Here is a 5,315-nt window from a genome sequence, read left to right on the forward strand (position 1 = left end):
TTACTCATTTATCGTCCTAAATTATCTTACAAACTGAATTAAAAAAATAAAAAATAGAGACCTTGTCTTTTTTCTATTAAAAAAAACTTTTAAAAACTACTTCTACACTTTAATACAATAAACAAGTATTTTTCTTTTTTACAAGGCGGATTGCTAAGAATACGATTGAGCATAGTAAAACTATGTGATCGAGTGTTCTTGGTAATCTAACGCAGAAAAAAATGGAAAAGACGACGTTTATTTTTGAAAGGGTTTGATGTTTCTGAGTATCCCTCGTAAAATCGCCACCTCCTCTTTCTCAGGCTCTGCCCTACCAAAGAACCGACGCAATCTTCGCATTAAAAGCGCCTTAGGGCGCTTATCTTCAAAATACTCTATGTGTTCCAATACTTGAGAAAGATGGGTGTAAAAACCTTCTAATTCGTCAAAACTGGCAATCTTATTGCTACTTTGTTCAAACTGCGTTGTGGTGTTATAGACATAATTTTGATAAGCAAAGACTTGAATGGCGGAAGCCACATTCAAAGAAAAATAATCAGGATTACCGGGGATGGTCATCAGTATTTGACATAAATCTAACTCTTCATTGGTTAACCCGTATTTTTCTGTGCCGAATACCACCACTACGGTTTGGTTTTCAACTGAGGTTATTTTTTGAATCTCATTGCAAGCACCCACAACATCCATTTGCTTCCATTTAATATTGCGTTGGCGTGCACTGGCACCAATGACCAAATGCGCGCCTTGCAGGGCTTCTTCTAGGGATTCACAGACTAGCGCATTGGACAATACATCATCTGCACCACTCGCTCTAGCAGTGGCAACGGCTGATGGGTAGCCTTGTGGATTGACCAAAGTCAACTGCGATAAATTCATATTTTTCATCGCTCTGGCAGCCGCACCAATATTACCTGGCTCGGTGGTATTAACCATAACCACACGCACCCTGTCAAAGGTATGGGTATAATTCTCTTCTTTATTCATTTTTGCCTTTTATCATGCATCCTACGCTTAATATTGCCATTAAAGCCACCAGAAAAGCGGGTGACATCATTTTGAGATACCACAACCAAATTGACCTTTTAACGATTGAAAACAAAGCGGCTAATGACTTTGTTTCTGAAGTTGATAAAGCCGCTGAAGATGCTATTATAGACGAGTTGAAATACGCCTTTCCCGATCATTGTATTTTGGGTGAAGAAAATGGCGAAATTTTAGGTAATAGTCGCTTTCAATGGATTATTGACCCACTCGATGGTACCACCAATTACTTGCATGGTTTCCCGCAATACTGCGTCTCTATCGCCTTATACGAAGACAATGAAGCCATGCACGCTGTGGTATATGACCCATTTAAAGAAGAAATGTTTACCGCTTCAAGAGGGCAAGGGGCTTATCTTAACGAACAAAGGATTCGCACTACCAATACCCGTGGTTTTGAAAACACACTGATTGGCACAGGCTTTCCTTTTAAAGCACCGCAACATCTAGATGCTTACCTTGATATGTTTAAGGCAATTCATCCAAAAGTGGCAGGTATTCGCCGTGCAGGATCTGCCGCACTTGATCTGGCTTATTTGGCTGCAGGTCGCTTAGATGGCTTTTGGGAAATTGAGCTTAACATTTGGGACATTGCCGCTGGCGTGCTTTTGGTTAAAGAAGCGGGTGGTTTTGTAGGGGATTTTTCGGGTCGTGATAAGTATTTAGAGACTGGCAATGTTGTGGCTGGCAATGAACAAGTATTTAAAGCTATTTTAAAAACCATTCATCCACATTTAACGGCTGATTTACAGTGCTAAAATTTTATGCAAAAGTCTTTTAAAAACACAATTTTAAAGATTTCTTTATCTTTCTTCTTCTTGGCTGTTGCCTCTATGTTGATTCAAAGAACTTTTTATCCGATATATGTCGACACTCAAGGCCTGTTACACGAAACCCTATGGACACCGATTGGCACTTTTTCTTTCGTGCTAAGCGTAGCTGGTTTGGTTGTTTATTTAATGTTGTTGATTTTAATGTTAATCAAGCGTCGGATAAAGTAAGTTGCTCTCCATTTAGCTTCTTGGTTTTTTCACTCATTAAATACACAATCGCTGAGCTTTTATCCTCAGGCAAAGGATTTTTGTCAGAATTTTCAGCAGGATAAGCAGCTCTTCTCATCTCAGTCCTCATACGCCCTGGGTCTAGAGAATTGACTTTAATATTGGTTTTCTCCAATTCGTCTGATAGGGTTTGGCTTAAACCTTCAATTGCAAATTTACTCACGCCATAGGCACCCCAATAAGCTCTTGCACTACGCCCTACTGAAGAGGATAAAAATAATATGCGTGCATCAGCAGATTTATTCAAAGCAGGAATTAAAAATTGCGTCAGCATAAAAGGCGCATTGATATTAATTTGCATAGTGGCGTACCACAGTTTAATATCATATTGCTCAATTGGCATCATTGTGCCAATAATACTAGCATTGTGAATCAGCCCATCAAGGCGTCCGAAATTATCCAAAATATTTTTTTGTAGTTGCTCATAATGTTCAGGTGTTGCACCTTCTAAGTCAAACGGGTAAAGAATTGGCTCTTGATATTTGGCATCCACTACTTCGTCATACACCTCCTCTAATGAACCTAAATCACGCCCTAGCATAATCACACTCGCACCTGCTTTGGCCAAGTCTAGCGTCATCGCCCTGCCGAAGCCACGGTTGGCACCCGTGACTAAAATGGTTTTACCGTTTAACGCATCATTGGTAATTTGATAATTGGTTTTAATATTCATTTCAATTCCTTTTTACTTTGCACACCCAGTTCTTTTAATTTTTCCGCACGACCAATAAGATTGCCTTTACCGGTAGAGAGTTTAATGCGTGCATCTTTATAGCTGTCTCTTGCCTTATCCAATTGCTTTTCTATCTCGTCCATAGATTTCACAAAGCCTGATAATTTATCATACATCGCCCCTGCTTGGCGCACAATCTCTTCGGTGTTTTTATTTTGCCGTTCGGTATTCCAAATATGATTAACGGTTTTTAGGCTCATCATCAGCGTTGAAGGGGATACCAATGCTACATTTTTCTTTAGTGCATCGTTAAATAAATCAGGTTTTTGCTCTAATGCTACTAGTAGAGATGCCTCAATCGGGAAAAATACAAAAATATAATCCAGTGTATTTACACCTTCTAAGTTTTCATATGACTTTAATGAGATGTTTTTAATATGGGTATCAATAGATTTGATATGTGCGCTAATTGCTGTGCTATCGCCTGAGACATAGTCCTGATAACTTTTAAGAGAGACCTTGGAATCAATAATAATGTCTTTATCATCAGGCAAATGCACGATTACATCAGGTCTTAATACCCTCCCTTCTTCATCTTTGAGTGTTGATTGTACATGGTATTGCTCATCTTTGTTTAATCCAGAATCCTCCAAAATTGACTCTAATATCATCTCCCCCCAGTCACCTTGCTGTTTGTTGTCATAAGTCAATGCGTTAGTGAGTTTCTGCGTGCCTTCAAGTGTATTCTTATGTGCATCTGTTAAGGTTTTAATTTGTTGTTCAAGTGAACTTCTGTCTTTAACTTGCTCAATGGAAAGCCCTTCTATTTTTTTGCGAAAATCTTCAATTTGTGTTTTTAATGGCTTGAGTAAATCTGCATTCTTTTCACTGAGTTCAAGGCTGTCTTTTTTTAAAACTTGGGCAGAAATCCTTTCAAAGGCTTCGTTTATCTGCATTTGCGAGCGTTGCGTGGTATTAAAAGTCTTTTCTTGTTCTTTGAGCTTTATCTCTAATTCAGTGTTCTTGGTTTTAAGCTTAAAAAGCCAAAAAAACACAGCAGATACACCTATAAATAAACCTAATAATAACTCTTGCATTAAATCAATCTCTGTATTTCTTGTGGGCAATCAATAAGATAGTCATAATTCCAACCCTGCACAACCTTGCCATAGCCATAAGTGACTGCAACCGTTTTAATGCCTGCATTTTTACCTGCGATCATATCATTTTCATCATCACCAACAAACAAGCACGAGACTGGGCTAACGCAGAGTTGCGCACAAGCATAAAGTAAGGGCGCAGGATGTGGTTTGTTATATTCTAGTGTGTCGCCACACACAACTACATCAGGCTTAATGCCCAATTTACCCAACAATAAATGGCTTAAATTTTCAGGTTTGTTGGTGACAACACCCCACAAGAGTTTGCGCTGTTTAATCAGTTTTAATAAATCATCAATACCCTCAAAAGTTTTCGCGTATTTGTCAATATTATCAGTGTAAATTTGCAGTAGTCTTTGATGTCTTTTAGTGAATTCAGGATGCGACTCATTGCACTCAAAACCCATAGCCACTAAAGCTTTTCCACCATGTGCCACCAAAGGCTTGATCGCCTCATACGGCTTTTCTTCCACACCATTTTCCAACAGCAAAGTATTGAGTGCATAAGCAAGATCAGGGGCAGTGTTAATCAATGTGCCATCTAAATCAAAAAGAATAGTGCTAAGCGTCATAAAAAATCATTAAAATTCTAAGTTGATAAATTATAACGCTTACATACTCTGTACTGAACAAATATGCTTTTTTTAAGGTCTTTACTTTACTTTTTAGGTTCAATGATAGTTTTAGGTTTGCTGGTAACAACCGCATTCGCACTGTTTTTTATTCCAATTAAAGCGCGCTACGCCATATTGGTAAATTGGTCAAAGTTTTGTATATGGTGGCTACGCATAACGCTAAACATCAAGCTTAAAGTCATTGGTAGGGAAAACATTCCTACAACACCATGCGTGATTGTCTCTAACCATCAATCTACTTGGGAAAGCATTGGTTTACAACAAGTTTTTCCGCGTCAGACTTGGGTGCTTAAACGAGAGTTATTACTAATTCCAGTATTTGGTTGGGGGTTGGCAATGTTGAAGCCTATTGTTATTAATCGTGGCGAAAAACTCAAAGCCCTAAAAAAAATAATCAAACAAGGTGCTGATAGAATTAATGAAAAGATTTTTGTTGTAGTGTTCCCTGAAGGTACGCGTCAGCCTTATGGAAAACTCGGTGAATACCAAAAAGGTGGTATTTCTATCGCCAAGAAAACAGGTTGTGATATTTCACCTGTATATCATAATGCAGGCAGGGCATGGCCTAAAGGTAGTTTTATTAAATATCCTAATACCATTACCGTTGTTATTGGAAGCCCTATTAGTGTTAAAGGTAAATCTACAACAGCTCTAACCAAGGAAATCCGAGATTGGACTGAGTCTCAGGCAGTCAAATACTAAAAACTCAATAAAAACACTTATTCTATGTTCCCTAATCCAAAAA

Annotated in this window: 7 protein-coding genes; 3 read left to right on the plus strand and 4 right to left on the minus strand. The window is 38.3% G+C overall.

The genetic code is table 11. From position 1 onward, the window contains the following. Positions 1 to 237 precede the first annotated feature (237 nt). Positions 238 to 984, minus strand: a complete 747-nt coding sequence (locus tag BAZSYMA_RS01525; RefSeq protein WP_090714887.1) for an RNA methyltransferase — start codon at positions 982 to 984, stop codon at positions 238 to 240. Between the two features lie 14 nt (positions 985 to 998). On the opposite strand from BAZSYMA_RS01525, the gene BAZSYMA_RS01530 reads away from it, so the two are divergent. Both BAZSYMA_RS01530 and BAZSYMA_RS01535 read left to right on the plus strand, forming a co-directional pair. Next, positions 999 to 1,799: an inositol monophosphatase family protein gene (locus BAZSYMA_RS01530; RefSeq protein ID WP_090714890.1), complete on the plus strand. Its 801-nt coding sequence runs from the start codon at positions 999 to 1,001 to the stop codon at positions 1,797 to 1,799. 6 nt (positions 1,800 to 1,805) lie between these two features. Then, on the plus strand, positions 1,806 to 2,042 hold the full coding sequence (locus BAZSYMA_RS01535) for a DUF3955 domain-containing protein (RefSeq protein ID WP_090714892.1): 237 nt from the start codon (positions 1,806 to 1,808) through the stop codon (positions 2,040 to 2,042). On the opposite strand, the gene BAZSYMA_RS01540 is transcribed toward BAZSYMA_RS01535, so the two are convergent. Genes BAZSYMA_RS01540 through BAZSYMA_RS01550 form a run of 3 tightly spaced genes read right to left on the minus strand, consistent with a single transcriptional unit; the run spans position 2,023 to position 4,507 of the window. Continuing rightward, positions 2,023 to 2,775 (minus strand): YciK family oxidoreductase, encoded by a 753-nt coding sequence (locus BAZSYMA_RS01540; RefSeq protein WP_090714895.1) that lies wholly within the window; start codon positions 2,773 to 2,775, stop codon positions 2,023 to 2,025. The two genes, BAZSYMA_RS01535 and BAZSYMA_RS01540, sit on opposite strands and share 20 nt — an antisense overlap. Next, positions 2,772 to 3,872 (minus strand): DNA recombination protein RmuC, encoded by a 1,101-nt coding sequence (locus BAZSYMA_RS01545; RefSeq protein ID WP_195910040.1) that lies wholly within the window; start codon positions 3,870 to 3,872, stop codon positions 2,772 to 2,774. The genes BAZSYMA_RS01540 and BAZSYMA_RS01545 overlap by 4 nt, the downstream gene beginning before the upstream one ends. Then, positions 3,872 to 4,507, minus strand: a complete 636-nt coding sequence (locus BAZSYMA_RS01550) for an HAD family hydrolase (protein WP_090714898.1) — start codon at positions 4,505 to 4,507, stop codon at positions 3,872 to 3,874. The genes BAZSYMA_RS01545 and BAZSYMA_RS01550 overlap by 1 nt, the downstream gene beginning before the upstream one ends. Positions 4,508 to 4,609: 102 nt before the next feature. Between BAZSYMA_RS01550 and BAZSYMA_RS01555 the strand changes: the two genes are divergently transcribed. Then, entirely contained in the window at positions 4,610 to 5,272 is a 663-nt protein-coding gene (locus BAZSYMA_RS01555) for a lysophospholipid acyltransferase family protein (protein WP_307838438.1), read from the plus strand. The last annotated feature ends 43 nt before the right edge of the window (positions 5,273 to 5,315 follow it).

The sequence above is a fragment of the Bathymodiolus azoricus thioautotrophic gill symbiont genome (assembly GCF_001298715.1).
Lineage (GTDB): Bacteria > Pseudomonadota > Gammaproteobacteria > PS1 > Pseudothioglobaceae > Thiodubiliella.

What these genes read in the sequence shown, in the direction of transcription:
- BAZSYMA_RS01525 (WP_090714887.1), bottom strand. Translation starts at nt 984, where the DNA reads ATGAATAAAGAAGAGAATTATACCCATACCTTTGACAGGGTGCGTGTG.
- BAZSYMA_RS01530 (WP_090714890.1), top strand. Translation starts at nt 999, where the DNA reads ATGCATCCTACGCTTAATATTGCCATTAAAGCCACCAGAAAAGCGGGT.
- BAZSYMA_RS01535 (WP_090714892.1), top strand. Translation starts at nt 1,806, where the DNA reads ATGCAAAAGTCTTTTAAAAACACAATTTTAAAGATTTCTTTATCTTTC.
- BAZSYMA_RS01540 (WP_090714895.1), bottom strand. Translation starts at nt 2,775, where the DNA reads ATGAATATTAAAACCAATTATCAAATTACCAATGATGCGTTAAACGGT.
- BAZSYMA_RS01545 (WP_195910040.1), bottom strand. Translation starts at nt 3,872, where the DNA reads ATGCAAGAGTTATTATTAGGTTTATTTATAGGTGTATCTGCTGTGTTT.
- BAZSYMA_RS01550 (WP_090714898.1), bottom strand. Translation starts at nt 4,507, where the DNA reads ATGACGCTTAGCACTATTCTTTTTGATTTAGATGGCACATTGATTAAC.
- BAZSYMA_RS01555 (WP_307838438.1), top strand. Translation starts at nt 4,610, where the DNA reads ATGATAGTTTTAGGTTTGCTGGTAACAACCGCATTCGCACTGTTTTTT.